The following is a 26,232-nucleotide window of genomic DNA, read 5'->3' on the forward strand; positions in this document are numbered from 1 at the left end:
CAATCCAGCATCCGGAGACGGTGTTGTAGTAGGAGGCGCGTCAGCGTGAAAGAGTCATTTCGCCAATGTATGGCATGGCTGCATACCTGGGTCGGTCTGGTGGTGGGCTGGATCCTGTTTTTCGTCTTCGTCACTGGCACGGCTGGCTATATGGACGATGAAATCACTCGCTGGATGGAGCCGGAGCGCCCCTTGCCCATGCAAGTCCTGCCCGAGCAATCCAGCCAGATGCTGGATCAGGCCCTGACGCAGTTGCAAGCGCATGCCCCGGCAGAGTCCAAAGCCTGGACCATTACCCTGCCGCATCAAGCCCTGAACCCGCGTGCCACGCAAGGGCTGTCCATTGCCTGGGAAGAAATGCCCCAGCCCGGTCAACGTGGCCGTCGCGGGGGAGAAAAACTGGATCCTGTCACCGGCCAGATTCAGCCGGAAGTGGAACCCCGCGCAACTGCTGGTGGCACCGGCCTGTACCGCATGCATTACGCCTTGCACTACCTCCCCTATCCGGTCGCTATCTGGCTGGTCGGTATCTGTACCATGCTGATGCTGCTGGCCGTGATTACAGGCGTGGTGACTCACAAGAAAATCTTCACCGACTTTTTCACCTTCAGGCCCGGCAAGGGGCAGCGTTCCTGGCTGGACGCGCACAATGTCGTCAGCGTGATGTCCCTGCCCTTTTTCCTGATGATTACCTACACGGGCCTGATCTTTTTCATGTCCATCTACATGCCGACCGGGCGAGAAGTCATGTATGGCGCGACAGAAGAAGGACGGCAGGCTTACTTCCAGGATATTCGTCAGCAAAAACGCGACTTCCTGCCCGTGAGCATGCCGCAGGCTCCCCTGGGCGAGATGATGCACAGCGCAGAACAAGCCTGGGGCAAGAACAGCATTGCCTCGGTGCAGATTACCCATCCGGCAGATAGCCAAGCCTATGTAGAACTGCGTCGCACCGGCGTCACGGGCGTGTACTGGACCCGTGCCGAGACCCTGCGCTTTAACGCCTCTGATGGCAGCCTCATGGAGCCGGAGGACAATAGCAATGTCACCGGAGACACTCACCGCGTATTGCTGGCCTTGCACGAAGGAGTGTTTGCCGAATGGTGGTTGCGCTGGCTGTACTTTATTTCAGGCTTGCTGGGCTGCGCCGTCATTGGGACAGGTCTGGTGCTGTGGACGGTAAAGCGTCGTACCCAGCATCAAAAGCGCAAGGCCAAAGCCACCCCGCTTAGCGCATCCGAGCGTTTTGATGCCGCTGGCCTGCGTTTAGTAGAAATCCTGAATGCCGGAACTCTGGCCGGTTTGCCCTTGGGGCTGGCGGCCTACTTCTGGGCCAACCGCCTTTTGCCTGTGAATATGGCCGACCGCGCCGCCTGGGAGTTTCATGCTCTGTTCCTGGTCTGGGGCTGGTCCTTCCTGTATGCCTCCTGGCGACCATTAAAACGCGCCTGGCTGGAACTGTTGTACCTGACAGCCGCCGCCTACGCCTTGATTCCTGTCCTGAACCTGCTGACGACCGACCGTCACCTGGGTGTCACCGTCATCCATGGTGACTGGGGCCTGGCAGGCTTTGACCTGACCATGTTTGGCCTGGCCGCTATCTTTGTCTATATCACCGTAAAAATGAAACGCAAATGGCACATTGCCAGCCTGCCTAAAAAAGCCGCTGCCCCGGCCAGCTTGCAAACTGCGGGAATGAACGGATGAGTGGACTGACTTCCCGCTACCGCCTGCAAGTGCTGTCGCGCATTGTGGCGGCCACTGTCGGCGGCTACGCCCTGGCCGCTGCTGCCACAGTATTGCTGACCGTGCTCTGGCCTTTGCCTAGAGCCCAGGCCGTTCTGGCAGCGAATATGTTGAGCTTTGTCTGGTACACCATCGCCGTGATGTGGGTGTTCAGCACTAAAAGCGCCACCCGCGCCTGGGTGGGCATGGTTCTGCCTACGGCCTTGATCGCCGTGCTCAGCGCTGTGCTGATGCCCGCCGGAGTGCTGCCATGATTAATACCAGTCTGTGGCTGAATCTGGCCGTTTTTATCATCAGCCTGGTGGGCTTTATCTGCCTGGCTTTGGCCAGTGATCGCCAGGGGGAATTCCTGCTGCATCGCATGCCCAGCGAGAAGGAAAGGCGGATCTTTCGTCTGCTCGGCTGGCCCTTGCTGGCTGTGGCTTTAGCTCTATGCTGGCAAGGCTGGGGCTGGAGCATGGGCACCGTTGCCTGGCTGGGTTGGCTGACCATGGCCGGTGCCGGGTTGACCTTTTACTTGCCCTGGTGGCCTTGGCAGGAAAAGAAACCTGTGCGGGCCAAACCTGCACCAGTTGCGAAGGCAGCGCCTAAAGCGGTTGGAGCGGGCAACACTGCATCGACATCAAGTGACGCTATAGCTGGGAAAAATGGAGTGGCGGCGGCAAATTCAAGCGCTGCTTCAACTAGCGCTGGGGCTACACGTACAGAGCCAACTCACGCTGGAGTGGCGCCTACAGCATCACGATTTTCCACACGCAGCCTAGTTTTTGCCAGCGGCCTTTTGGCCATCCCTGCCGCCTTCATGATTTATCTGGCGCAACAAGGCCCCGAGCCTGTATTTGGCAACCATGCCCTGCAAGGCCAGATTGGCCCCTGGTCGTTTGCTCTGGCTGAGACGAATAACAAAGCCCCCATCAGCGGGCCCACCGGCGCTCATCGCAAAGCATTTCAGATTCGCTTTTGCCAGGCCTGCGACCCACATATACGCCGCGCCTATCTGCACGTGAGCAAGCCCGAGCCTATGCCTGCGCCCCGTCAAGCTTTCAGCAACACGCGCTGGACACGAGCGGTAGAAATCGTCATTCCGCCCAATAGCGAACTGGAACATCAACTATGGCTAACCGTGGAAGCCAAGAGTGGAGAGATCTACCATCAGGCTTTTGATTTCCACCAGGTATCCCCCATGACAGCGGCATTCATCCAGCAACAGCCGTAAGCGCGATCCGAATAGAAAGGGCCAAGATTGAACCGCCCCCGAGTGTTGAACAACAATTCACGCTTTGGTGGGCCATTCAAATTCCGGCCCTTTTTTACCCCTGGGCAACGCGGGTTCCTTGATGAAACACCATCTGCCAACGCCCCTGACTCTGCTTCCAGATGGAGCTGCGCAAGGATTGTTGCGGCTTTTCATCACCTGATATCTCACACACATAAGTCGCCAGGACGACATCCTCTGACAGGATGGTCAGCTTGAAGTTGCTGAGGTGGCGCTGCACAAAATCCTGTTCAGGCAGATCGTTTAGCACTTCTGCTCTACCCCACGCCGCGCCTCTGGCTCCGAACTCTACAAACTCGTCGGCCAGTAAAGCGCCAAGCGCCGCCACATCCTGACGAGTGGCACGCTCAAACAGGCGCTCTTCAAGAGACAGGATCAAGGATTCAAGGGAGTGAGGCATGTGGATGTGAGGGAATTGGGAGTGATGTTCAGCGTCAGAATCGTCAACACAATTCTTCATAAACCAGACAAAATCCTACACCTGACACAAGCCGCCACGCCACCGATATTTCTCACATTTACTATAAAAAAACACCACCCTAAACAAAGGAAAATTTTTGACAGTTGTTTTCCTTTCAAGCACTTAGCGCTTCCCGCTTATCGCTAGAATCCAGCCGTGTTAAATGACTAACAGGGCAATATCATGTCTTTATTAAAACGATGCACCGCAGAAACGCTGGGCACTTTCTGGCTGGTCTTTGGGGGCTGCGGAAGTGCGATCTTTGCCGCTGCCTACCCTGAACTGGGGATTGGTTTTGCCGGGGTAGCCCTGGCCTTTGGTCTGACTTTGCTGACCATGTGCTATGCCATCGGCAATATCTCTGGTTGTCACATCAACCCGGCTGTCACGCTGGGCCTGGTCGCTGGGGGACGCTTCCCCGCTCGTGATGCCATTCCCTACATCATTGCCCAGGTTCTCGGCGGTCTGTTGGCCGGCGGTGTTCTGTACCTGATCGCCAGCGGCAAAACCGGCTTCGATCCCGTGGCAGGTTTTGCCTCCAACGGCTTTGGCGAGCACTCGCCCGACAACTACAGCCGCAACGCAGCCCTGATCGCAGAAATTGTGCTGACCGCCTTCTTCCTGTTCATCATCATGGGCGCAACCCACAAGCGTGGTCACGCCGGCCTGGCAGGCGTAGCCATTGGTCTGGCACTGACTTTGATTCACCTGATCAGCATCCCTATCACCAACACTTCCGTGAACCCTGCGCGTTCTACTGGCGTGGCCTTCTTCCAGGGCACCTGGGCCATGGAGCAGCTGTGGCTGTTCTGGGTCGCTCCCTTGATTGGTGGTGTGATCGGCGCTCTGGTGTATCGCTTTCTGCACAGCAACGACGAATAAGCTGCACTGACTCCTGCTGACAGAATCATTGAGCCGCATCGGCTTGGACGGGCTATGTGCCCGATTCAAGACGATGCGGCTCAATGCTATTTATGGACCCCAATTGTCACCCTGCAAAGCACCAGGCTTGTCGCGCTTCTGTAGTAGGATTTACACCCTGCCCCAAGCAAAGAGGCAGTACGCGCTGCACCTGGCGACTCAACCCAGACTCATACGCTTATCAACGCCCGCAAACCCGGAGAACCTCATGAAAAAAGCATTGAACACCGGCCTGATCGCTTTAGGACTCAGCTTGATGGCAAGCGCCTCTTCCGTTCAGGCGGCCGACTGCGACAGCATGAGCAATCAAAATGCCATGAACCAGTGCTTTAGCAACGAGTACAAGAACTCGGACGCCGAACTGAACAGGCTCTACAAGGAAATCAACCATCGTCTGAAAGATGATGCCGATACCCTCAAAGCCTTGCGTAACGCCCAACGGGCCTGGATCAGCTTCAGGGATGCAGAATGCGACTTTGCTGCGATCAACACCGAAGGCGGCAGCATTCACTCCATGCTGATCACCACTTGCCGGAATGAATTGACCCAGGCCCGTATCAAGAACTTCAGCACCTACCTGTCCTGCGAAGAAGGCGATATGAGCTGCCCGGTTCCACCGGCCATGTAATGACATGCCCGACACCAAACACCCATCCACGCGCGATTTGAATGACCTTTACTACTTTGTACAGGTCGTGGACCACGGGGGATTTGCACCGGCCGGACGGGCTTTGGGCATCCCGAAATCCAAGCTAAGCCGACGCATCACCTTTCTGGAAGAATCCCTGGGTGTGCGTCTGATTCAGCGCTCCAGCCGCCATTTCAGCGTCACGGAAATTGGCCAGATGTACTACCAGCGCTGTGTAGCCATGCTGGTGGAGGCCGACTCCGCTCAGGACATCATCGAGCGCCATCGCAGCGAGCCGCAAGGCTCAGTACGCATCAGCTGCCCCCTGGCTTTGCTGGACTACGGCGTCAATGAATTGCTGGCCCGCTATATGGCGGCCTATCCGCAGGTCAAGCTGGAAGTGGAAAGCACCAACCGCCGCGTGGACGTGATTCGCGAAGGCTTTGATGTGGCCTTGCGCGTCCGCTTCCCTCCTTTGGAAGACAGCGGTCTGGTGATGAAAGTCCTGGGCGAGAGCACACAGTATCTGGTTGCCAGCCCGGCCCTGATCGAACGCATGGGTGGGCTGCCCAAGCTGGACCAGTTAGGTAGCTGGCCCGCCTTGAGCGACGAGCATCTGCAGCGCAATCCCACCTGGCAACTGCAAACCGCAGAAAACACCCTGATGGAAGTGCCCTACCAACCCCGTCTGGTCTGCGACGACCGCATGACTTTGCTGCAATCAGCCTTGCAGGGAATTGGCGTCGTTCAGATGCCGGCCATGCTGATCGCTCCGTACATGCAGGACGGCAGACTGGTGGATGTGGCCCCCGGCTGGAACCCCCGCTCCGGCGTGGTACATGCCGTCTTTCCTTCACGCCGAGGCCTGGTGCCTGCGGTACGCGCTCTGCTGGATTTTCTGGGCCAGGAGTTCGTCACTATTTTGCATACGCCCGCCCCCTGAATCCCTGCTGCAAATTACCCAAAGCCAGCCGCCACTCAGTCGTTCTAATTATGGAACGCTGATGGCCATATTCTTGTCTATTCAAGCCATCGTTGCACTCCTATAGTCTCTTCATCGAACTATTCATGATGGGGAGTGCATCGACATGAACGCCAAAATGGCCGCGGCCACTGCCGCTATTCTCTGGGGCTTTACCTACATTCTGACCACGACCTGGTTGCCACCTAATCCCTTGTTCCTGGCTGCTGTCCGGGCGCTGGGAGGCGCCATCGTCCTGCTGGCATTGGTACGCAGCCTGCCGCCCCGTGCCTGGTGGGGGCGCCTGGCCGTGCTGGGCACCCTGAACACCGGCCTGTTCTTTGGTCTGTTCTTTATCGCTGCCACCCGTCTGCCCGGTGGCGTGGCCGCCATCTTCCAGGCGCTGGCACCACTGGCCACCATCTTTATCGCCTGGGGCATTTTGCGTGCTCACCCCGCCCTAACGCGGATTGGAGCCGTTCTATTGGGTGCACTGGGCGTGGCGCTGGTTGTCCTGTCCAGCAACGCCACTCTGGATCTGATCGGCATTGCCGCCGCTTTGGGCAGCATGTTGTCCATTGCGATGGGCGGGGTCTTGATGAACAAATGGGGGGCGCCACCTATCCCTTTGCTGGGCTTTACCGGCTGGCAGCTCTTGATTGCCGGTGTGGAACTGAGTGTGGTTGTGCTGCTGACGCAGGACATTCCAAGCCAGCTTATCCCTGTGCATTGGCTGGGCCTGTTCCTGCTGGCAACTGTACTGACGGCTGGTCCCTTCGCGCTATGGTTCAGTGCCATCAAGCAACTGGGCGCCGTCACTGTTGCCCCCTTCATGCTGCTGGTGCCTGTGACCGCTTTTATTCTGGACGCGCTGATCAAGGGCATCTGGCCCACCACGCTGCAACTGGTGGGAGTGGCACTGGTCATGGGTGGACTGGTCTTGAGCCAGCAAACACTGGCCGTCGCACGCTCCACGCTGGAAGCATCTGTCCACAAGCCCTGAACGCCCCACCCAAGGAGGAGGCATCATGAACCACGTCATACAAGAATTACTGCGTTCACGAGTGTATTTTGTACTGGCTACTCTGCTCCTGACCTACATTTTCTGGTGGAGCGGTGTGAACAAGGTTTGGGGCTTCAGCGCTGCAAAAAAGGAAATGGCCCACTTCGGACTGGAGCCCCAGGCTTTATTCGCCGTGCTGACTATCACAGTTCAATTGCTGGGCAGTTGGCTGATTATCAGCGCGAGTCGTCTGGCCTGGTTGGGGGCGCTGATGCTGAGTGTCTTTATCTTGCAAAAACGGCAGACATGGTTTGATGTCTGCCGTTTTCCTTTACAGGGCCGGTTCGGGCTGATCAGGGTCGCGCTGTATATCAAAACCAGCGGCCCGCCAGGCTTCCAATCCGCCTTCCAAAGGGCGCACCCGACTATAGCCACTTTGCAGCAAGCGTTTGGACACCAAGGCTGCGGACACCTCATTGGGGCAATCGCAATACACAATAATTTCCCCGTCGGTAATCAGGTTCAATGTGGCCTCACCCAAGGCCAGGCTGATGGCCCCCGGAATACGTCCTTGCGCCTGCATCAGAGTCGAACGTACATCCACAATCGTGGGGGGCGTATCCGAGGACAGCATCTGGTGCAGTTCCTGCACGCTGACACGCTCCATGCACAAGGACTTCATGAAGCGATGGCGCTGCCACCACTTTCTGGCAATGAACACGCCCAAAGCCAGTGCCAGCAGGATTCCGCCCACCACACCCAGGCTGATCAGCACATTCAACAGTTCATCCACCGCCGAGCTGAACAAGGAACCCAAAAATACGGCAGAGCCCGCCCAAACCGCAGCTCCGATAATGTCGTAAAAAAGGAAGCTTCTTCTGGGTGTGCCCACCGTACCGGCCAACACACTGGCAATGGAAGCAAAGCCGGGTATGAACTTGGCCACCATCAAGGACGGTGCCCCCCAACGCATATAAATGGATTCGGTCTGCCGAATACAGGAGTCCGGCGATAGTGAAATTTTGCACAGCAAAGCCAGCAATTTGCCACCATAGCGTCGCCCAGCCAGGTACCAGCCGTAATCCGCAATCATCGCGCCCAGCACGGCAAAACCCAGCAAGCCCCACAGGCTGTAGCCACCGGACCCGTGCAAGGCACCCGTTACCACCAGCACCGGATAGGCCGGCACCGGCGCCCCCGCCTGCTCCACCAGGACATTGAAAAACACGATCAACAGACCGTGTTGCTCGATAAGTTGCAGAATCGATTCGACCATATTGCGAGGTACAAAAATTGCCAGACAGCCAATATTGTAGGCTGGTGTCGGCCGATTTCTGTTTCAACGCCAAAGCATTCCGGCATAGCTTCCATGCAAAAAACACGGTCCCTTTCAAGGACATCTGGCCAGACTCGACGCCGCTACTTTCATCACGCCCCTGCACTATCCCCGAGGCTGGCTCTGCAGCCACAAAACCGCTCAACAAACAAGAACTATTCTCATTAAAAGCCTACAGGTTAACGCTAGTAGTCATCGCTTTTTACCTGTCTATACAATAGCGGCGTCAATAACGGTTCAGGTGAGAGTCTTCACTTTGATGAAGCGCCGACGGAGCAACGACCCCGGAATCTCTCAGGCAAAAGAATCCTGAACCTTTGACCATCTGGAGAGAGGCACACCCGTGCCCACCGAAGGGGACCATCGCGAACCGATGGATAAGCTCTCAGGTAAACGGACAGAGGGGGTACAGAGGCCATATGGCCTGTGTTCACCTATTCGTCCGGAGCCTATTTATGAGCAGATAGTCAGGCGCCTTTTCTGGCCGCCTGGCATACCACATCCCTATTCCCATTTTTAATCGCACACAGGTCTGTTTTGACATTTCATGTCGTCAGAACAAGGAGGACTGCTGTGCGCTCCTCAGCTTATTTAGATCGGCATCAAGAAAACCGTCCTTGAGGACGGGTTGTGCCCTTTGTTTTCTCGCAGCACAGTCATAATTACGCATTTGAACGAAAAAAAATTAGGAGAACAGTGTGTCTCAGCAACACTCATCTGGACTGCAGCGCTCGTTGAAAAACCGGCACCTGCAACTGATAGCAATTGGAGGCGCTATCGGTACAGGGCTATTTATGGGATCAGGCCGCACCATTAGCCTGGCCGGACCCTCGGTCTTGTTTACCTACATGATCATTGGGTTCTTTTTATTCTTTGTGATGCGGGCGATGGGGGAATTGCTCCTGCATAACCTGGAATACAAATCTTTTGTGGATTTCTCCGCCGATATTCTCGGGCCCACCATGGGTTACTTTCTGGGCTGGAGTTATTGGTTCTGCTGGGTGGTTATCGGTATTGCGGATATTGTCGCCATTACCGGTTATACCCAGTTCTGGTGGCCGGACATTCCGCTCTGGTTACCCGGCCTGGCATGCATTGCCTTCTTGCTGATCTTCAACCTGCTGTCGGCCAAATTGTTTGGGGAGCTGGAGTTCTGGTTCGCCCTGGTCAAGATCATCGCTATTGTGGCCCTGATTGGTGTGGGTGCTTACCTGCTGTTTACCGGCTTTGTCGGCCCAACCGGCGAAAAAGCCAGCCTGACCCACTTGTGGGATCGCGGCGGCATGTTCCCCAATGGCCTGCATGGTTTCTTTGCGGCCTTCCAGATCGCCATCTTTGCCTTCGTGGGGATCGAGCTGGTGGGTACGGCCTCGGCTGAAACGGCTGACCCTGCCAAGAACCTGCCCAAAGCCATCAACAAGATTCCCGTTCGCGTGATTGTGTTCTACGTGCTGGCCCTGACCGCCATCATGACCGTCACCCCCTGGGACATTGTGGCGCCCAACAAGAGCCCGTTTGTAAACATGTTCTTGCTGATTGGCGTGGGTGCAGCGGCTGCCATCATCAACTTTGTGGTGCTGACCTCGGCCCTGTCGTCGGCCAATAGTGGCATGTTCTCGACCGGCCGCATGCTGTACGGTCTGTCCAAGAACAAGCTGGCTCCAGAGGCATTCAGCCAGTTGTCGCGTAACGGCACTCCCCGTAATGGTCTGATCTATTCTTGCGCCCTTTTGCTGTCCAGCCTGTTCCTGCTTTACGCAGAAGGCGACGTAATGCGTGTGTTCACCATTGTGACCACCGTGGCCAGCATCTGCTTTATCTTTGTCTGGGCCGTGATTCTGATCACCTACCTGAAGTACCGTCGCATTCGTCCTGAGGCCCATGCCGCATCGAGCTACAAAATGCCCTTTGCGATTCCCATGTGCTACCTGACCCTGGCGTTCTTTGCCTTTGCGCTGTACCTGTTCAGCCAGGAAGAAGAAACCCTGATCGGCCTGATGGCTACGCCATTCTGGTTCCTGGCCTTGTTCATCTGCCTGCCTTTCTACAAGAAACGCATGAAGCAAGATCTGGCCCTGGGTCTGGCCGCGCAAAACATGCGCTAAGTTGTTGAAGTACACGGCACGGCTCTACCCGGAGCCGTGCTGATGCAGTCGGGTCTGGCCACGTTCTACACAACTTGGCTGGCACACACTGGCAACACTCCACCTTGCTGTCCCTGGACAGCAGATCTGGAACGAGGCTGGAGCCCGGCAGCAAAAAGCCACCCGAACGGGTGGCTTTTTTCATGCTCATTGTCGCCCCGAAAATCTGGCTTTCACCTTCAGGCCTAGCACGATTTCCCAAGAAAATCACCCTTATTTACGCCTTATTACCCTTAATTATTAAACTCAAGTTTACGTAAGGGTAAACCCAAGTTGTGGCGCTTTGGAGCTTACTCATAGACTAAACCCGGTGTGTGGCCAATAAAAACGTACAAAAGGGACAAGCATGGTTTTGCGTCTAATCGACTCAATCAATGAATGGATAGGAAAGCTCATTTCCTTTATTGCCATCATTTTCTCCGCCATTATTATTTACGAAGTGTTCATGCGCTATGTGATGAATCAGCCCACTCGCTGGACTTTTGACGTCACCAAGCAGCTATATGGGTTCTACTTTCTGATGCTGGGCGCCTACGCACTTAAACATCAGGCCCATGTCCGGGTGGATTTGCTGATCAACCGCTTTTCCCCCACCGTTCGCAAATGGACCGAGATTGCGGGTTATCTGATTTTCTTCTTCCCTTTTGCCTGGGTATTTCTGACACGCAGCTACGACTTCGCCATGCGCTCGCTGGCGCAAGGCGAAACCACGTACGGCGCAGTACAGTTGCCCGTCTATCCCTTGAAGATGTCCATGGTCCTGGCCGCCGCGCTTTTGCTGCTCCAGGGCATTGCTGAAGTTATTCGTTTGTTGACCCAGAAGGAAGCCGCTCACCATGACGCCTGAACTGATTGCACTTGTCATGGGTGGCCTGCTCCTGCTTGGGCTATTCATGGGCCATCCCTTGGCCTTTGTTCTGGGTAGTACCGCCGTCATCGGCGCAATGGTGGCTGGCAAGCCCATGGTTCTGGGCATTGTCGTCAACCGCATTTACGGCGATGTCCTGGACAACTACACCCTGATCGCCATTCCTTTATTCATCCTGATGGCGCGCTTTCTGTCCGACTCGGAAGTGACTGACAAGATGTTCGAAGCATTGCGCCTGCTCATGTCCCGCGTTCGTGGCGGGCTGGCACTGGCCGTGGTGTTCATCTCCATCCTTCTGGCAGCGACCACCGGCATTATTGGCGCCTCCATTACCGTCACCGGCATGATGGCCTTGCGCCCCATGTTGCGATACGGCTACTGCCCCAAGCTGACCACCGGTGTTATTGCGGCCTCCGGCTGTCTGGGCATTCTGATTCCACCGTCCATCATGTTGATCTTGATGGCCAGCTACTCTCCCCTGTCCATCGGTGAGCTGTTCGCTGGTGCATTGATACCGGGTGTCCTGCTGGGCCTGCTGTATGCCGTCTGGGTGGTGTTCGTAGCCTGGCGTCACCCGGAACGTGCCCCCTCGGTGGAGCCTGATGAAAAGATCTCCAAGCCCGCCCTGATCCGCATGCTGCTGGTGGAAGCCGTGCCTCCTATCTTTTTGATTCTGGGCATTCTGGGCTCCATGCTGGCCGGTATTGCAACGGCCACGGAAGCCTCGGCCATTGGGGTGTTGCTGTCCCTGCTGATCGTTATTTTCCGGGGCAAATTCAAATGGTCCATTTTCCTGAATGCGCTTTACGAAACGGGCCGTACTTCCTCCATGATCTTATTTATCGTGGTGGGTGCAACCGCCTTTACCGGCGTCTTTAATATCACCGGCGGTCTGGGTGCCGCACAGGATCTGATGCGTGGCCTGGATATGGAGCCCTGGCTACTTATCGTGGTGATGCTGCTGATTATTTTTGCGCTGGGCTGCTTTCTGGACTGGACCGGTATTGTCCTGCTTTCCTTCCCGATTCTGTTGCCCATTGTGCAAGAGATGGGCATCAGCCTGCTATGGTTTGTGATTCTGGTCGCCGTTGTGTTGCAGACCTCTTTCCTGACCCCTCCCTTTGGTTATGCACTGTTTTACTTGCGGGCCATTACGCCCAAATCCGTCAAAACCATGGAGATCATTACCGGTGTCATTCCATTCATTGCCCTGATTATTTTGATGTGCATCTTGCTGGCCATTTTCCCTGGCCTGGCCACTTGGCTACCCACCGTCCTGTACGGAACTTAAATAAAACAAGGAGACACCATGAAACTGACAAAGAAGGCACTCTTCGCCTTGACGGGTTTTGCCCTGCTGGGCATTACCAGCCTGAGCCAGGCGGCACAAAAGTGGACCATGACCAGTACCTGGCCCGCTTCGATCGAGCTGGTGGAGCTGGACAAGAAATGGGTAGAGCTGGCTAACAAGCTGGTCGGCGACGAACTGAAAATCGAGTTCTTTGAAGGCGGCGCACTGGTTCCAACCGGCGAGGTCTTCAGCGCGGTGGAGTCCGGCACCATACAAGCCGGAGCCGACTGGCCGGGCTACTGGGCAGGCCGCAACCCCGCTTTCTCCCCTTTAGGAACACACTCCAGCCTGTTCAACGCGGTTGACTACGCCAACTGGATCAAGGAATGGGGTGGCGCCGAGCTTTATAACGAGATCTACGGCAAGTACGGCATGGTGTACCTCCCCTACGCCATCACCAATAACGAATCCGGCTTCCATACCAATGTGCCGATTCGCAATCTGGAAGAAATCAAGGGCAAGCGTCTGCGCCTCTCTGGCCTCGAACAAGGCAAGGTGCTGGAAAAGATTGGTGGCACGCAGGTTTCCATGGCTGGCCAGGAACTGTATCAATCGCTTGAGCGTGGCGTGATCGAGGGAGCCGAGTTCTCCACGCCGAACGTGGACGTTTCTGCCGGGCTGCATCAGGTCACCAAGCACTGGACCACGCCGGGTTGGCACCAGTCCGCTTCCGTGTTTGGCGTCATGATCAATAAAACCGCCTGGGATGCACTCAGTGATTCGGCCAAGGAGAAACTGCAAATTGCCGCCGACGCCACCATGATGTGGTCCATTGCTTTTACAGAGAAAAAAGCGACAGAAGGTCTGCGCACCTTCCAGAAAGCTGGCGTGGAAATCCACCGCATGGACGATGAAAGCCTGAAGACTATTCAGCAAGTCACCAACGAGGTGATGATTTCCATGGCTTGCAGCAATCCTGATGCGGCCAAGGTATATGCCAGCCAGATGGAATACCTGCATGACTACAAGGACTGGCGCGAAACCTCCATGCCCTTCAATCTGGGACGTCCGATTGATGGCCCGGATCTGGAGAAAATCAAAGCCTGCCTGAAATAAAACGGCCCTCCTCCAATGAGCTTAAAAGCGATAGTGGTCCGCCACTATCGCTTTTTTTATGCGCCCCGCAATCAAGTCTGAATCGCTTTGATCGCTACAGGACCTGCAGAAAGGCCAGCAAAGCCTGAAGTTCCTCATCGCTCAAGTTCAAGACCTGTATCCGTTCCGATTTACGCGGCACCAAAAGGCCGGTTTCTTTAGGGTCCGGCCCCATTGCCACGTCATACATACGCAACAAGCCATCCAGGCTGGGGAACAAACCGTTATGCATCCAGGGACCTGCCTTGGCAACATTGCGCAGGCTGGGTGTTCGGAACAGCCCCAGATCCGCAGGGTCTCGGGTCCATTCAAATCGTCCCAGATCCTGCAAGCGACGCCCGTAAAAAGACAGGCCGATATTGTGAAAACCGTTGTCTGTCAGCATGGGGCCGTTATGGCAATTCATGCAGCGTGCCTTGGTACGAAACAAGTGCAGGCCGATCAGTTCCTGATCATTCAAGGCAGCCGTATCCCCGGCGATAAAATCATCAAAGCGCGTTGCTGCCGGGCGAATGGTAACTACATAGGCGGCCAAGGCACGGGCCAATCGCTCGGCGTCGATGGGATTAGATGAGGATGCGCCATAGGCCTGTTGAAATGCCTGTCTATAGTCTTCCGAGTCCTGCAAACGTGGGATCAAGTCACTCAAGGCATGGTTCATTTCTACCGGGTTTTCTATGGGGCCGACAACTTGCTCCTGCAAGGTTCGAGCACGGCCATCCCAGAACAGATCTTTAGCAAAAGGCGCAGCAAACAAGGGTGGAGTACGGCGTTTTCCCATCAAGCCATCCTCCCCTACGGCTGATGCCTTGCCATCGGTAAAGGACTTGTCGGGCTGATGACAGGACGCACAGGAGATCTGTTTTTTTTGCGACAGCTGCTTGTCAAAAAACAGGCGTGCCCCCAAGGAGACGATCTGCCTGTTCTTGGCATCCTCTGCCGCCTCGGACTGGGCGCTGGAGCCCGGCCCAGGCACGGGCCCCCACTCTTGCCAGGACTGCCCCGGATCAATGGTGGGCGCTGGCCATTGGACGGGGACATTTTTATAGAGGGCGCGTAGACACCTGGCCTCAAGCATGTCCTTAGCTCCACAGGATTGCTCTGTTGTCTCCAAAGCGGAAGGCCCCGTAGTGACCACAGGAGCAGAAGCTAAACCTGAGCCAAGCTTCTGGTCCGCTCCTGTCTCCACTCCCCCCGCAGCGCAAGCTGCCCCTGACAGCACTGTTGCCAGTGCTACCATCAGCAAACTTGCGCCAGCTTGTCCCCCTTTTAATACCGATAGGAAGCGCGCAGCCACAGCTCTCGTCCTGTGCGATATAGGTTCGGGTTCAGCACCGAGGTTGGTGTCGAGACCACCACGGGCGCTTGCTTGTCCAGCACGTTCAGGACATCCAGCCCCAGGCCCAGACCTTTAAGCATGGCTGGCTCCCAGTCCAGACGCATATCCCAGGTCCAATAAGAACCGACCCGACCGGATTCATACTTCTCCAGCCCATCACCCCGATTCAGACCCACATAGTGCACATCCATGCGAGCGCTGTTCCAATTGATCCGGTTGTTCATCTGCAAGCCATACCGCGCCCACATGCCGGTTACGCCAGCGCTGACTCGCCAAGGCAGGTTGTAGTCCCCCACTGGACGATCACCACGGCGTATCAGGTCGCCGTTGTAATAGATGTTTTCCTCCTGTGCCTCGGCTTCACCGTCATAACCGTCGGCCAACTTGTTATTACGCTTGCTGTGCTGATAGGTCACATCCACACGTCCCGTCCACAAGCTCTCGCCCAAGGTCCAAGGGGCCGTGTTCATCAGACTCAAGGTAAAGGCATCGGTTTTGGACTTGCCATTATTGGTGTAGGTGTAGCCCGTCCTCGCCTGCCCTTCGATAGAGACTTGTTGACGGCCATAGCGGCGCACATAGGCCAGTTCGGCGGCCACTTTGTTCGTCAGCTGTTGCTGCAAGCGCAAGGCCCACTCGTCGTCATACGGGGTTTTCAAGCCATCCAGCTTGTAGGCCGTATGCGAAGGACGGTCTACCGGATTGCCGCCCGTCACCAGCAAGGTGTGCAGTTGGCTCTTGCGCTCGCGCATGGCAATTCCAAGAATATCCATGCCGTAATAGCGCGACCAGCCACCCGACAGACGGGTTTCACCCGTTCCCAGCACATCCCATTCCAGCAAGGTGCGCGGAGCCAGATTGGTATTGCCAAAGTAATTGTCCTTATCCATGCGCAAGCCCGTTGTCAGGGCCAGACGCTGCCAGGACATGCGGTCCGATACATAAACGGACGCATTGGTATAGCTGACGCCCACCTCTCCAGCGCGGTAATAGTTCAAGACCTGCACCTTGCTGGGCTGCCCATCGCTGTAATGGCGTCTCTGCCCCCCGTAGGCATCCCGATCTCGGACAAACTCTCCCTTGGTATGGGCCAGCTCAAAACCTACGTAGGGCGTATGTTCGATTGCCCCGGTCTGAAACGGCTTGAACTCCAGTCGGGTCTTCATGGTCAGATTGCGTTGCTCGGTGGACTCCTGCCCGAAACCACCGCTGATATAGGTGTAGTCGGGGCGGCCATTGGGCAGAAACACCATATTGACCATATATTCCGTGCCGTCGGAATTACGGTAGCTGTTCATCTGGTCGTAACCCAGCTGCAAGCGCCCCTGCCCCCAGCCAAAATCATGGTTCAGGTCAAAGCCCAGACCATAGGCTTTTTGCTGATGCTGCCACTGAACCCGATTAGCCGTGATGCCGGAATCCACCAGATCCTCGCGCCGGTCCGCGTACTTGAAGGTCCAGGCGGAATCCGTGCTGGCACTCCAACGGGTATGGATTTTGGCGAACACATTATCGACACGGTCTTTGGAGTTCGTATTCACATCACTGAACTCCTTCTCGTGCAAGACGCGCATGGTGCGATCAATGCTGGACTCACGACGGGACACACTGATCAAGGCCGCAGTATTGTCCGTAATGCCCACATCCAGCATGGCGGATGAAAAACGCTTGGTCCAGGCAGGGGTAAAACCCGGCTCGCCTGCCCCGAACTTTTTCTTTTGCTCTTCAGGTACAGTCTGGGAGGTCAACCCGGAGGAGTTGTAGCTGAAGTCCGCACGGAAGCTGTTATTGCCCTTGGGATCACGCACCTTGGCATCGACCACGCCCCCAGTGAAGCGGCCGTATTCCACGGGAATGCTGCTATCGAGCACCGTCACGCTTTCCAGCATATTCGTGTCCAGGTTGTAGGCCTGGGAGTAGGCGGGCACATTGCCTACCTGCAAATTCAAATTGCGGCTGGCTGGATCAATCTGATTGGTGGAGCTGATGCCATCAATCTGGAACTGATTCTGGAACGGACTGGCCCCATAGAAGCTGATATCTTCCAGCGCCAGAGAACCACGGTTGGCACTGGTTTTTGCGGCCTCGTTCTGACGCACGGCCGGGTTATCGGCCAGAAGGCTGGACAGATCACGGTTACCCGCTGCGCGTTGATCCAGTTCCTCGCGGGTATAGTTGCGTTCACCAACACGCTGGCCTTGTACACGGACGGGCTCCAGCACGGACAAACCTTTGGCAACAGTAGCCGTCACAATCGTATAACGCTGATCGCCCTGGGCTCTGGCCGCCAGTCCCCAAGGGGCCAGTAAGGTATCCAAGGCCTGCTCAACCGTCAGTTCGCCCTGCAAGGCCACGGCTCGCTTTTCCCGAATCTGTCCCGGTGAAAACGCAATTTCCACCTGGGCCAGACGGCCAATTTGCAAAAGTGCATCGGCCAAAGGCTGAGAGGCCATATCCAGCACAATAGGCCCGGCAGCGTGTGCCGGCATGGGCTGCATCACGAACAAAACACTGGCCATCAAGAAAGCCAGTTGCCCCTGCTTGAAGCGCGAGCCTTGGGAAGAAGAAAGAGACTTGGTTGTCACGCCGGGGCGAGCTTGCCTGCGCAAGGCAAAAAGAGACGGCGTGTCCTGCAAAGCGCACTTCATGATTGAGCATCCTATGTAAACAACTACCCTCAGGACGCTGTGCTACCCCTCCCCCCTCACCCCTGATTGCCATCGTATTTTTTAATTGATAATAGTTATCATTAGTAAATAACTATAAGCCCTGGTAACTCCTTGATTTGCAAGCCTTGGCCCAGGGTCAGCAAGTTCAGGGCAGCGGCTGGGCGAGCCGCTTGCACCACACCGGACACCCGCATTGAGCCCGCCTGCTCGCTGCCAATCCAGATCACTCGATGGGTGTATTCCCCCAACTGACGGGCAACTTCTTTCAAGCTGACATCATCAAAGCTCAGCAAGCCGTTCACCCAGGCAGGCGCCGCTTCCGCATACGTGGACGTTGCAGGCTGAGCCAACTGCGCCCGCAGTTGCCCGCCCGCTACCGTGGCGCTATCCCCCGGCTGCAAGATTACTGGCTGCGAGGTATCGCAAGACTGGCACTGCACCTGCACGGTATGTTCGTATACCGCCACGGCGCTGATCTGATCTTTAAGACTGACCTCGTAGCGCGTTCCCAAAGCCGTCGCTTGTGCCGGGCCGGCCTGCACGGTGAACGGACCTGTCTGGGGCGAAGCAGGCACCACCTGAAAGAAGGCACGCCCCGACTCCACGCTGACTTGTCGTTGGCCATTTTCAAAATTCAGACGCACACGAGTCTGTGCGTCCAGAATCGCCACCGAACCATCAGGCAAACTCAGTTGAGTGATTTCCACCCCACTGCGGATCGAGCCTTGCAGCTCAAACATCTGCCAGGCGTAAAAAGACGCTCCCATCAAGACACAGGCACTGGCCAGGGTTTTGACGCGTGACTTTCTCTTTTTACGGGCGATGGGCAGCACCGAAACCTGATCCAGCCGCCGCCAACTGGCCGCCAAGGCATCATAGGTTTGGGCATGCAACGGATCGGCTTCATACCAGGCGTCGAACTGGGCCAGGGCGTCCGGCTCCAGCTTGGTGCCTTCTTTACGCACCACCCAGCGGGCGGCGTCTTCATCTACTCGGCTCCAGGCCGAATCTGGCTGCGCGTTCATACTGCGGAATTAAAGACTTGGTGCGCCACCAGCAAAATGCGCATCATGTGTTTCTCAATCGTGCTCTCGGACACTGACAACTTCTGGGCGATCTGCGCGTAGCTCATCTCTTCACAGCGATGCATCATGAAAATCCGCACACTGCGCTGGGACTGGGCCATCAAGGCCTGCTCCAGACGCTGCAAGGTTTCCTTGGCCAGCACTTCCTCATACGTATCCGGGGCATGGTGATGGGCGACACTCAAGGCGTAGCCATCGAAAGCAGCCTGCTCACGTGTTTGACGCCGATACCAGTCCGCCACAATATTGGCAGCCACTCTGAACACATAAGCCCGGTGGTTGTCTGCCGTGACCTGCTTGCCCTTCTCCAGCAAACGCAGCCAGGTGTCATGCGCGCAATCTTGCGCCAGTTCAGAGCAGTGAGTACGCCTGCGCAGATAGCGGATCAAATCCGGGTAATGGGTCAGGAACGCCGCCGTCAGCTTGGACATAGAGACAATCAGGTTAACATCTAATTAATAATCATTCTCATTATTATATACACGTCCAGCGCCTTGTTTGCTACTACCTGCCATCAATACGCTAGCTGATAGTTGCTGTCGCCTGGATGCCTTATTCTGTCTGCAGACATAAAAAAAGCGCAGCGTATCTATACGCTGCGCCTGCAAAAAAACCAAGTTTGGGTACTTAGGCTTTCTTCAAATACATGGCCTTCAACAAGTAGCTGATGCCATCAATCTTGCAATCGACTTCGTGGTCACCACGAACCAGACGTATGCCTTTGGCCTTGGCACCTTTCTTCAAGGTGCTGGAGCCTTTGACCTTCAAGTCGCGGATCAGAATCACATCGTCGCCCGCAGCCAGCAAGTTACCGTTGCTGTCTTTAACGATCAGCTCATCGTCATCGGTATCTGATTCGGCAGCCGGGTCCGCGTCTTGCCATTCATAGCCGCAATCGGCACATACCCATTGCTCCGTGTCATGGTAGGTATTTTCCAAGGTGCACTGAGGACAGGGAAGCGGTGTGCTCATATTTTTTTCCTGTAAAAAGCTGGGTGCTGCTGCACCAGAAGTGCGGCCAGTTTAGCCCTTTGCATCAGGAAGGCCAAAAACGCAAGATTCACATCAACCATGGCAATGGGCTTGCGGCCAAGCCGTACCTCATTCATAGCAACGTCAGCCCCCTTAAAAAGAGCAAACAAACTGCGCATCAGGCTAAAGAATTAACAATCTCTTCAAACACCAATCCCATACTGCCTCCACCGACTGTCTGACCGGCGCTGATCGCTTGCGTACCAGATAGAAATCCGGCCCCAAAGTCCCTGCTTCCGCCACCTGCACCAGACGCCCAGCGGCCAGATCTGTTGCCACAAAAGCCCTGCACGCCAAAGCCACACCTTGACCCGCCATGGCTGCATCCAATGCCAGCGTTGTCTGGTTGAACACCGGGCCCGGCAATCTGCCACTGCCTTTCAAAAACGTAGCCCAATGATCGTGAGCATCATGCAATAAAGGCAAAGCACGCAGTTGCTCAATCGACAATGGAAGCGTCATGTTCCCTATCAAACGAGGACTGGCCACAGCCACCAGATCCTGACGAAACAGCAGTTGGGCCTCCAAATCCGCCGCAAAAGGCGGACGAGTCAGGCGCACGGCAATATCAACCTGATCGCGCTCAAAATCCGACAAGGCCTCGGTTGCCACGGTACGCAGCTCCACATCGGGCAAGACCGCTTGCAAATCCCCCAGGCGGGGAATCAGCAATTTGGCCGCCACCGTGGGCGTGACGCTGATCGTGACTGTATCGGGGCGCACCAACAAGCGCCCTGTTGCATCAGCCAAAGTGTCAAAAGCACGAGTCACCTCGGCCAAATAGGCCGCGCCCGCTAAAGTCAGCTGCAAACCACGCGGATGACGCTGAAACAGCGCCAGCCCCAGATGCTCTTCCAAAGCCCGGACTTGCTGGGCGACCGCGCCTTGAGTCACGCCCAGCTCATCAGCAGCGGCACGGAAACTCAAACGACGGCCAGACACTTCAAAAGCACGCAAGGCATTGAGCGGAGGCAATGAACGGCGAGATTTCATCATTTTTTTGACAGTAGTTTTTCTACATCCTGGAAGGTTTATTTATCGCATGATTTTTCCATTTACAGCTGAAATAATAGTATTAATCTCAGCACACGGAGGTTCTCATGACTGTAGAAAAAGTAGCACTTATTAGCGCAGGCGGCTCGGGCATGGGCGCCGCTGCGGCCCGCAGGCTGGCTCAAGATGGTTATCGCGTCGCCATCCTGTCCTCGTCCGGCAAGGGCGAGGCACTGGCTAAAGAACTGGGCGGTGTGGGCCTGACTGGCTCGAATCAATCTAACGAAGATTTACAGCGCCTGGTTGACCTGGCCATGCAGCGCTGGGGGCGTATCGACGCCCTGGTCAGCTCCGCCGGACATGGTCCACGCGGCCCGGTTCTGGAGATCAGCGACGAGGATTGGCACAAAGGCATGGATGTCTACTTTCTGAATGCCGTGCGTCCAGCACGACTGGTAGCGCCCATCATGGCCGCGCAAGGTGGTGGGGCTATTGTGAATATTTCTACAGCCTGGGCGTTTGAGCCTGCGGAGATGTTCCCCACTTCGGCGGTATTCCGCGCCGGGCTAGCCAGCTTCACCAAGATTTTTGCGGACAGTTATGCGGCCAAGAATGTACGTATGAACAACGTGCTGCCTGGTTGGATTGATAGCTTGCCGGCGACCGAAGAACGGCGAGAAAGTGTGCCTATGGGACGTTATGGAAGAACCGAGGAAATTGCCGCGACAATTGCGTTTTTGTTGTCGGATGGAGCCGGCTACATTACGGGACAGAACATCAAGGTGGATGGTGGGCTGACTCGGTCAGTGTGAGCTGCCAAGCGCTGAGCTGACTGGCTGTGTTCACACTAAGGCTGCTGTGCGCACACTAACCAAGGGCCTTAGGGGATCCGTGAGTTCAATCCAGCAGCTGAGGCATAAACCAGCAAAGCAGTAACCATGTCTTGACGCAATGCTACGGTGCCTGGACGTCCAGGTCGGCTCGAACGGGAGCCGACCTACTCACACCGCACAACATCAACTCTGAACCTCTGCACCAAAAACTCCAGGCGAACAATCACATCCCCGGCTGCTAACGCGCTTGCCCGTGCCACGGAACAAGCTTGGCCTGCAATCGACGCAAACCTATTTCAAGCGCAAACGCCACCAAGGCGATAAGCAGAATCCCCGCCATCACCACGTCAGTTGCCAGAAACTGCCCTGCTGACTGAACCATGAATCCCAAACCACGCGTGGCAGCAACCAGCTCCGAAGCCACAAGGGTTGACCACCCCACTCCCAAACCGATGCGCAAGCCCGTCAAAATATCAGGCAAGGCACTGGGGATAATGATGTAACGCAGCAACTGAGCACGCGTCGCCCCGAAAGATTGAGCCGCACGCAGTTTCACCGGATCCACATTACGCACTCCGCCAGCTGTCGCTATCGTGATCGGCGCAAAAATCGCCAGATAAATCAGCAGTACTTTTGATAGCTCACCAATCCCAAACCAGATTACGATCAAAGGCAAATACGCCAGCGGAGGAATCGGGCGATAGAATTCAATCAAAGGGTCCAGAATGCCCTGGACAATACGATTACGGCCAATCGCGATACCCGTAGGAATCGCCAACAGAACAGCCGCAATCAATGCCAAGCTGATCCGCCACAAACTGGCCACCAAATGCTGCTGCACTGTGGCGTCCATATAGCCCACCGAGAACAAACGAGAAACACGGCTCAGCACAGCCTGGGGTGAAGGCAGGAACAGCGGGTCCACATAGCCCCACTCGGTAAGGGCCCACCACAAGAACAACACCCCACTTAAAGTGAGCAAACTGATCACGGCAATAGACGTTTGCCGAGGTTTAGTGGACGCTGATTGATTAGGCTTGGAATCGCTGCACACACTTAAAGACGAAGCGCCCGACAAACCTGCGATATCGCCTGCTTGCAGAACTTCGCCAGCGGCAGAGGATTTCATGAACAATCTCCTAAATTCAGGACGAAGCCGCAACAGGATGCGCCGAGAACACATGCTCCAGCACACGTTCTCGCGCCGCGATGAACTCTGGTGAGGACTTCACCTGACGCACCGGCTGCCCATCGGTGTAACGTCGCCCAAAATCCAGCCCCAAACGCTCCACCACATGCCCAGGCGTACCACCCAAAATGATCAGATCGGTAGCTAGAAAGACAGCTTCTTCAATATCGTGAGTAATCAGAAAAACAGGCTTGGCGCTACGCTGCCAGACATTCAACAGCAGCGTCTGAGCCTGCTCGCGGGTGAAAGCATCCAGCGCCCCAAAAGGCTCATCCAGCAAGAGCACACGCGGGTCCGCCGTCAGAGCACGAGCAATACCCACCCGCTGCTTCTGACCACCAGACAATTGCCAGATACGGCGCTGCTCCAAGCCCTCCAGCCCTACCAGAGCCAATTGATGACGGGCCACAGCCTGCCGCTGCTCCTTGGACTCCCCCCGCAGCGTCAAACCAAAAGCCACGTTCTCCAGAACCGTCTGCCAAGGCAGCAAGGCGTCGTCCTGGAACACCACACCGCGATCAGCCCCAGGGCCGCGCACAGGTTCGCCATCCAAGATAATCGTTCCAGCACTGGGCAAGGTGAAGCCAGCAATCAGATTCAACAAGGTAGTCTTGCCACTTCCCGAAGGCCCCAGCACCACCACCAACTGCCCCGACCCCAATTGCAGCGACACATCTCGCAGCGCCAAATGATTGGCACCGGGATAACGTGCGCTGACGTGATTCAGTGTTAATTGCGCCATCAGAATTACCTGGCCTGCGAGGCAGCCGCCTCGACATATTTGCTGGTGGTGTAACCCGCGTAATCAGGCAAGACCTCGTCGATACGGCCCTGCTCTTTCAGGAAGGCAGAGGTATCGGCCAAGGCCTTGGCAGTGGGCTGACCTAAAGTTTTGATTTGATCAGCCGCAGATAAAAAGCCGCTGCCAGCCAGAACATTGGGAATTTCTTGAGGCGTCGCACCAGTCAAGCGGGACAGCTTGTTGATGTGATCTGCATTGGCTACCCAGGCAGCAGGATCATGCGTATAGCCCTCGTACGCAGTCAAGGTGACACGCGCAAAAGCCGACACAATATCCGGATGTTTTTCCGCAAAATCCTTGCGCACTAACCACACATCAAAAGTCGGAGCACCCAGCTTGGCCAGTTCCCCTGAACTGATCAGCACCTTGCCGCTTTCCTTGGCCTTGCTCAAGGCCGGGTCCCACGTATAAGCACCATCAATATCACCACGAGCCCAGGCTGCCACAATATTGGCCGGCGTCAGATTGATGATATTGACCTGCTTGGGATCGATCTTCCAATACTTGAGCGCAGCCAGCAGACTGTAATGGCTGGTGGACACAAAGGGCGTGGCAATCGTCTTGCCAATGAGGTCCTGCGGAGCCTGAATGCCAGAACCGTTACGCACCACCAGCTCTTCGCTGGTGCCCAACTCAGCTGCGACCAAAAAGGTTTCTATAGGTAATTTACGACTGACTGCGGCGGCCAAAGGGCTGGAGCCTAAATAGGCAATCTGCACATCACCCGAAGCGACGGCGTTGATGACCTCTGCCCCACCATCAAACTTGCGCCAGTCGATTTTTGCGCCCGTTTCTTTTTCATAAACGCCATCGGCCTGAGGCACATTGGATGGAGTGGGAATGGTCTGATAAGCAACGGTCAGGCTGGTGGCCTGCGCGCTTAGAGATACGACGCTGGCCGCCAAGGCCAGGCCCAGATGCTGCAGAGTTTTCGTCAACGACATGAAGCATTCCTCGATGATGGTGGCGGCTTGATAAGCCCTTAGGTCGAGGAATCAGAATAGACAAAAGAACTTGAGGGTCAAAAGACCGATTTCGCTTATTGTTAGTGCGCGAATTTATGAGGTGTAAAGATGAACGGGCGATAAACCGGCTCAAAAGCGTCTAACTCTGCCTCAACAGAATTGCCCCCCTTATATGCAAGGACAAGGTCAAAACAAAGCCCATCATCTAGCCGCTAGCGTGTCTTTGACTGCCCACGAACGATCAGGAAGAACAACACGCAAACCAGCACCAATAGCGCAAAGAAAGCAAGGCCAATGCTGAAGTTCTCCGTCCCAAAATCGCGCAACAGGGTGACCGCATCCAAGGCGCTGTAAAGGCCGAATAGCAAGGTTGGGACAAACAGGATCGTCGCCAGCGTCTTGATGAGGTTGCGAGACCGTATTGCCAGCAGCACGGCAAAAACAATGGTCGCTACAAGCAGAACAGGAATTCCAGCAACCAGGGTCAGCAAACCATCGGACGCCAAAGCCGGGACGGGTACGAACAGCGCAAGGGCTCCAGCACGTTTGAATAAGTTCATGAGCCTAACCTTGAGTTGGGCAAGAAACACAGCAGACTATGGCAAGGCTACCGTCTTTAATAAAACTAAACCATCCTGAACGCCTTGCTCGGCCTAATCGCCAACATCAAACCGGCGTACTAAATGCCGGGTGGTAAGTAACCGTACCGGCTGGCACAACTTGCCCGAAGGACATGGCCATGAAGTACTCAGGAGGGACGCCCGGCAACACAAGCCTGGCTTCAGGTTTGAATCCGAATCGTTGATAGTAGGATGGGTCACCAAGAACAACGCAGCCCGCTGCACCCTGCTCGGCAAGCCTCCCCAAGGCCTCACGCATCAACTGCGACCCGATACCACGGCCCTGAAGCCTTGGGATCACAGAGACAGGGCCAATCCCAAACCACCCTGAGGTGCCATCGGAGATGGAAACGGGTGACACGGCGACATGCCCAAGAAGGAAGCCACCCTGCTCCGCAACCAGGGAAACGCTTAATGCTCCCGCATCGCGCAAGGCAGCAAGAATAAACTGTTCGTTGTGGCTCGTATGAGGCGCATCACGAAACGCAGCCTCTGTAACGGTCTCGATGGCAGCAAAATCAGCCAAAGTCTCGGGGCGGATGATGAGTTTTGTCATGAGCCCAGTATAAGTAAACACCGACGGCTTTCCATCATCCCGACGAGCAATAAAAAACGGCCCACATTGCTGTGGGCCGTTTTCTTTATCTTGGTGGCGCATCCCTGATTCGAACAGGGGACCTGCGGATTATGATTCAGTTTGATGGCAAGGCATTAGCGATGCTTTATCTTTGCAATCAAATGGTTAGACCACCCATCCATCGCTATGAATACGCTATGTTTTGCTATGCGGTTGACGCTTTGTTGACATCTAAGCATCAACGAAATTAGTAGTTTTTAAATATCTATAAACCACACAAGACCTACATTTAAAACATATTTTTTCCTGATATAGGCAGATGATCCCTCTTAACTACCA

The 26,232-nt window shown here is 55.6% G+C and carries 26 protein-coding genes, 1 pseudogene and 1 riboswitch; of the genes and pseudogenes, 13 read left to right on the forward strand and 14 right to left on the reverse strand.

Going from position 1 to position 26,232, the window contains the following annotated elements; all coding sequences use genetic code 11:
* The first annotated feature begins 45 nt into the window (after positions 1 to 45).
* The 3 genes from N879_RS05295 to N879_RS05305 are packed head-to-tail and all read left to right on the forward strand — an operon-like array spanning position 46 to position 2,962.
* Positions 46 to 1,707 carry a PepSY-associated TM helix domain-containing protein gene (locus N879_RS05295; RefSeq protein WP_031232276.1) on the forward strand — a complete coding sequence of 554 codons (1,662 nt, stop codon included), beginning with the start codon at positions 46 to 48 and terminating at the stop codon, positions 1,705 to 1,707.
* Positions 1,704 to 2,000, forward strand: coding sequence for a DUF3649 domain-containing protein (locus tag N879_RS05300; protein ID WP_009461049.1), 297 nt, complete (start codon positions 1,704 to 1,706; stop codon positions 1,998 to 2,000). The genes N879_RS05295 and N879_RS05300 overlap by 4 nt, the downstream gene beginning before the upstream one ends.
* Positions 1,997 to 2,962 carry a DUF3325 domain-containing protein gene (locus N879_RS05305; RefSeq protein WP_009461051.1) on the forward strand — a complete coding sequence of 322 codons (966 nt, stop codon included), beginning with the start codon at positions 1,997 to 1,999 and terminating at the stop codon, positions 2,960 to 2,962. Before N879_RS05300 ends, N879_RS05305 begins: the two co-directional genes overlap by 4 nt.
* Before the next feature lie 94 nt (positions 2,963 to 3,056).
* Here N879_RS05305 and N879_RS05310 read toward each other — a convergent pair whose 3' ends face one another.
* Positions 3,057 to 3,422, reverse strand: coding sequence for a nuclear transport factor 2 family protein (locus N879_RS05310; RefSeq protein WP_031232280.1), 366 nt, complete (start codon positions 3,420 to 3,422; stop codon positions 3,057 to 3,059).
* Positions 3,423 to 3,665: 243 nt separating this feature from the next.
* Here N879_RS05310 and aqpZ point away from each other — a divergent pair, with 243 nt between their 5' ends.
* From aqpZ to N879_RS19985, 5 genes and pseudogenes are all read left to right on the forward strand, one after another.
* Entirely contained in the window at positions 3,666 to 4,364 is a 699-nt protein-coding gene (gene aqpZ, locus N879_RS05315) for an aquaporin Z (RefSeq protein ID WP_009458443.1), read from the forward strand.
* Between the two features lie 247 nt (positions 4,365 to 4,611).
* Entirely contained in the window at positions 4,612 to 5,031 is a 420-nt protein-coding gene (locus N879_RS05320; protein WP_009458442.1) for a lysozyme inhibitor LprI family protein, read from the forward strand.
* Positions 5,032 to 5,035: 4 nt separating this feature from the next.
* Positions 5,036 to 5,974 (forward strand): LysR substrate-binding domain-containing protein, encoded by a 939-nt coding sequence (locus N879_RS05325; RefSeq protein WP_009458441.1) that lies wholly within the window; start codon positions 5,036 to 5,038, stop codon positions 5,972 to 5,974.
* A 145-nt stretch (positions 5,975 to 6,119) separates the two neighbouring features.
* Complete coding sequence (locus N879_RS05330) at positions 6,120 to 6,995, forward strand: DMT family transporter (RefSeq protein ID WP_009458440.1); 876 nt, start codon at positions 6,120 to 6,122, stop codon at positions 6,993 to 6,995.
* A gap of 25 nt (positions 6,996 to 7,020) precedes the next feature.
* Positions 7,021 to 7,275, forward strand: a pseudogene (locus N879_RS19985) (DoxX family protein); the annotation flags it as partial.
* A gap of 51 nt (positions 7,276 to 7,326) precedes the next feature.
* Here N879_RS19985 and N879_RS05335 read toward each other — a convergent pair.
* A complete protein-coding gene (locus N879_RS05335; RefSeq protein WP_021446795.1) occupies positions 7,327 to 8,271 on the reverse strand; it encodes a rhodanese-like domain-containing protein in 945 nt (314 codons plus the stop codon).
* Positions 8,272 to 8,561: 290 nt separating this feature from the next.
* Positions 8,562 to 8,651, forward strand: a riboswitch (glycine riboswitch).
* 378 nt (positions 8,652 to 9,029) lie between these two features.
* On the opposite strand from N879_RS05335, the gene N879_RS05340 reads away from it, so the two are divergent.
* From N879_RS05340 to dctP, 4 genes are all read left to right on the forward strand, one after another.
* A complete protein-coding gene (locus N879_RS05340) occupies positions 9,030 to 10,436 on the forward strand; it encodes an amino acid permease (protein WP_031232286.1) in 1,407 nt (468 codons plus the stop codon).
* Between the two features lie 385 nt (positions 10,437 to 10,821).
* Positions 10,822 to 11,322 carry a TRAP transporter small permease subunit gene (locus tag N879_RS05345; RefSeq protein WP_009458438.1) on the forward strand — a complete coding sequence of 167 codons (501 nt, stop codon included), beginning with the start codon at positions 10,822 to 10,824 and terminating at the stop codon, positions 11,320 to 11,322.
* The gene (locus tag N879_RS05350) at positions 11,312 to 12,634 is read left to right on the forward strand and encodes a TRAP transporter large permease (RefSeq protein WP_009458431.1); all 1,323 of its coding nucleotides are present in this window, start codon (positions 11,312 to 11,314) and stop codon (positions 12,632 to 12,634) included. The genes N879_RS05345 and N879_RS05350 overlap by 11 nt, the downstream gene beginning before the upstream one ends.
* Before the next feature lie 18 nt (positions 12,635 to 12,652).
* A complete protein-coding gene (gene dctP, locus N879_RS05355; RefSeq protein WP_009458420.1) occupies positions 12,653 to 13,750 on the forward strand; it encodes a TRAP transporter substrate-binding protein DctP in 1,098 nt (365 codons plus the stop codon).
* Between the two features lie 94 nt (positions 13,751 to 13,844).
* On the opposite strand, the gene N879_RS05360 is transcribed toward dctP, so the two are convergent.
* From N879_RS05360 to N879_RS05390, 7 genes are all read right to left on the reverse strand, one after another.
* A complete protein-coding gene (locus N879_RS05360; RefSeq protein WP_021446796.1) occupies positions 13,845 to 14,867 on the reverse strand; it encodes a cytochrome-c peroxidase in 1,023 nt (340 codons plus the stop codon).
* 191 nt (positions 14,868 to 15,058) lie between these two features.
* On the reverse strand, positions 15,059 to 17,776 hold the full coding sequence (locus N879_RS05365) for a TonB-dependent receptor (protein WP_009458416.1): 2,718 nt from the start codon (positions 17,774 to 17,776) through the stop codon (positions 15,059 to 15,061).
* Positions 17,777 to 17,877: 101 nt separating this feature from the next.
* Positions 17,878 to 18,822, reverse strand: coding sequence for a FecR family protein (locus N879_RS05370; protein WP_021446797.1), 945 nt, complete (start codon positions 18,820 to 18,822; stop codon positions 17,878 to 17,880).
* Positions 18,819 to 19,313, reverse strand: a complete 495-nt coding sequence (locus N879_RS05375) for an RNA polymerase sigma factor (protein ID WP_009458412.1) — start codon at positions 19,311 to 19,313, stop codon at positions 18,819 to 18,821. The genes N879_RS05370 and N879_RS05375 overlap by 4 nt, the downstream gene beginning before the upstream one ends.
* A 196-nt stretch (positions 19,314 to 19,509) precedes the next feature.
* Complete coding sequence (locus N879_RS05380) at positions 19,510 to 19,854, reverse strand: zinc ribbon domain-containing protein YjdM (RefSeq protein ID WP_009458410.1); 345 nt, start codon at positions 19,852 to 19,854, stop codon at positions 19,510 to 19,512.
* Complete coding sequence (locus tag N879_RS20565; protein WP_161808933.1) at positions 19,851 to 19,991, reverse strand: hypothetical protein; 141 nt, start codon at positions 19,989 to 19,991, stop codon at positions 19,851 to 19,853. Before N879_RS20565 ends, N879_RS05380 begins: the two co-directional genes overlap by 4 nt.
* A gap of 46 nt (positions 19,992 to 20,037) precedes the next feature.
* Positions 20,038 to 20,910 (reverse strand): LysR substrate-binding domain-containing protein, encoded by an 873-nt coding sequence (locus N879_RS05390; protein ID WP_009458407.1) that lies wholly within the window; start codon positions 20,908 to 20,910, stop codon positions 20,038 to 20,040.
* 104 nt (positions 20,911 to 21,014) lie between these two features.
* Between N879_RS05390 and N879_RS05395 the strand changes: the two genes are divergently transcribed.
* Entirely contained in the window at positions 21,015 to 21,719 is a 705-nt protein-coding gene (locus N879_RS05395) for an SDR family oxidoreductase (RefSeq protein WP_009458405.1), read from the forward strand.
* A 259-nt stretch (positions 21,720 to 21,978) separates the two neighbouring features.
* On the opposite strand, the gene tauC is transcribed toward N879_RS05395, so the two are convergent.
* The 5 genes from tauC to N879_RS05420 form a co-directional block, all read right to left on the reverse strand.
* Entirely contained in the window at positions 21,979 to 22,869 is an 891-nt protein-coding gene (tauC, locus tag N879_RS05400) for a taurine ABC transporter permease TauC (RefSeq protein WP_021446799.1), read from the reverse strand.
* Positions 22,870 to 22,885: 16 nt separating this feature from the next.
* The gene (gene tauB / locus N879_RS05405) at positions 22,886 to 23,671 is read right to left on the reverse strand and encodes a taurine ABC transporter ATP-binding subunit (RefSeq protein ID WP_009458391.1); all 786 of its coding nucleotides are present in this window, start codon (positions 23,669 to 23,671) and stop codon (positions 22,886 to 22,888) included.
* Positions 23,672 to 23,676: 5 nt separating this feature from the next.
* Positions 23,677 to 24,675, reverse strand: a complete 999-nt coding sequence (gene tauA, locus N879_RS05410) for a taurine ABC transporter substrate-binding protein (RefSeq protein ID WP_009458389.1) — start codon at positions 24,673 to 24,675, stop codon at positions 23,677 to 23,679.
* Positions 24,676 to 24,908: 233 nt separating this feature from the next.
* Positions 24,909 to 25,256 (reverse strand): hypothetical protein, encoded by a 348-nt coding sequence (locus N879_RS05415; protein ID WP_009458382.1) that lies wholly within the window; start codon positions 25,254 to 25,256, stop codon positions 24,909 to 24,911.
* A 106-nt stretch (positions 25,257 to 25,362) separates the two neighbouring features.
* The gene (locus tag N879_RS05420; RefSeq protein ID WP_021446800.1) at positions 25,363 to 25,872 is read right to left on the reverse strand and encodes a GNAT family N-acetyltransferase; all 510 of its coding nucleotides are present in this window, start codon (positions 25,870 to 25,872) and stop codon (positions 25,363 to 25,365) included.
* Between the last annotated feature and the right edge of the window lie 360 nt (positions 25,873 to 26,232).

The organism is Alcaligenes sp. EGD-AK7 (assembly GCF_000465875.3).
Taxonomy (GTDB): domain Bacteria; phylum Pseudomonadota; class Gammaproteobacteria; order Burkholderiales; family Burkholderiaceae_B; genus Alcaligenes; species Alcaligenes phenolicus.